The following is a 478-nucleotide window of genomic DNA, read 5'->3' as shown; positions in this document are numbered from 1 at the left end:
GTATTACCAGGTCTACCACGCGCCCCAGGTCTCTGCAGCCACGCAGGGCGTCTACGAGGTGTCCCGGCCAGTCTGGCTGCTGTTTCTGACCGTCAACGTCATCCTCACCTACACGTCACGAGAGCTCGTGCGCGAGGCGCTCGAGCGACGATGGCGCCCTGGAATCGGGCTGAAGCGCGTGTTGATCGCCGGCGCAGGCGACCTCGGACGGCTGGTCGCCGACAAACTGCTCGAACACCGCGAGCTCGGCTTCAAGGTCGTCGGCTTTCTCGACGATCGCGCCTCCGGCGACCACATCGGCTACCGTGGGCTGCCGCTGCTCGGCACGCTCGCTGAAGGCGGCGAGGTCATCCGCCAGGACGGCAAGGACACCGGCGCCCTGCCGGGCCGGCTCGTCCGCGGCGCCCAGCGGACCTGACCGCTCGCCGCCGCGGTGGGTCGGGGGGCGACCGGCCGCGGCATCGGCGCGACGATCCGC

The 478-nt window shown here is 70.7% G+C and carries 1 protein-coding gene; it reads left to right on the top strand.

Going from position 1 to position 478, the window contains the following annotated elements:
* On the top strand, positions 1–418 hold a 418-nt coding region (locus D7Y13_RS42325), incomplete at its 5' end, for a nucleoside-diphosphate sugar epimerase/dehydratase (RefSeq protein WP_369333606.1).
* Positions 419–478 lie beyond the last annotated feature (60 nt).

The organism is Corallococcus praedator (genome assembly GCF_003612125.1).
Taxonomy (GTDB): Bacteria; Myxococcota; Myxococcia; order Myxococcales; family Myxococcaceae; genus Corallococcus; species Corallococcus praedator.
This window is presented reverse-complemented; position numbering and strand designations above follow the sequence as displayed.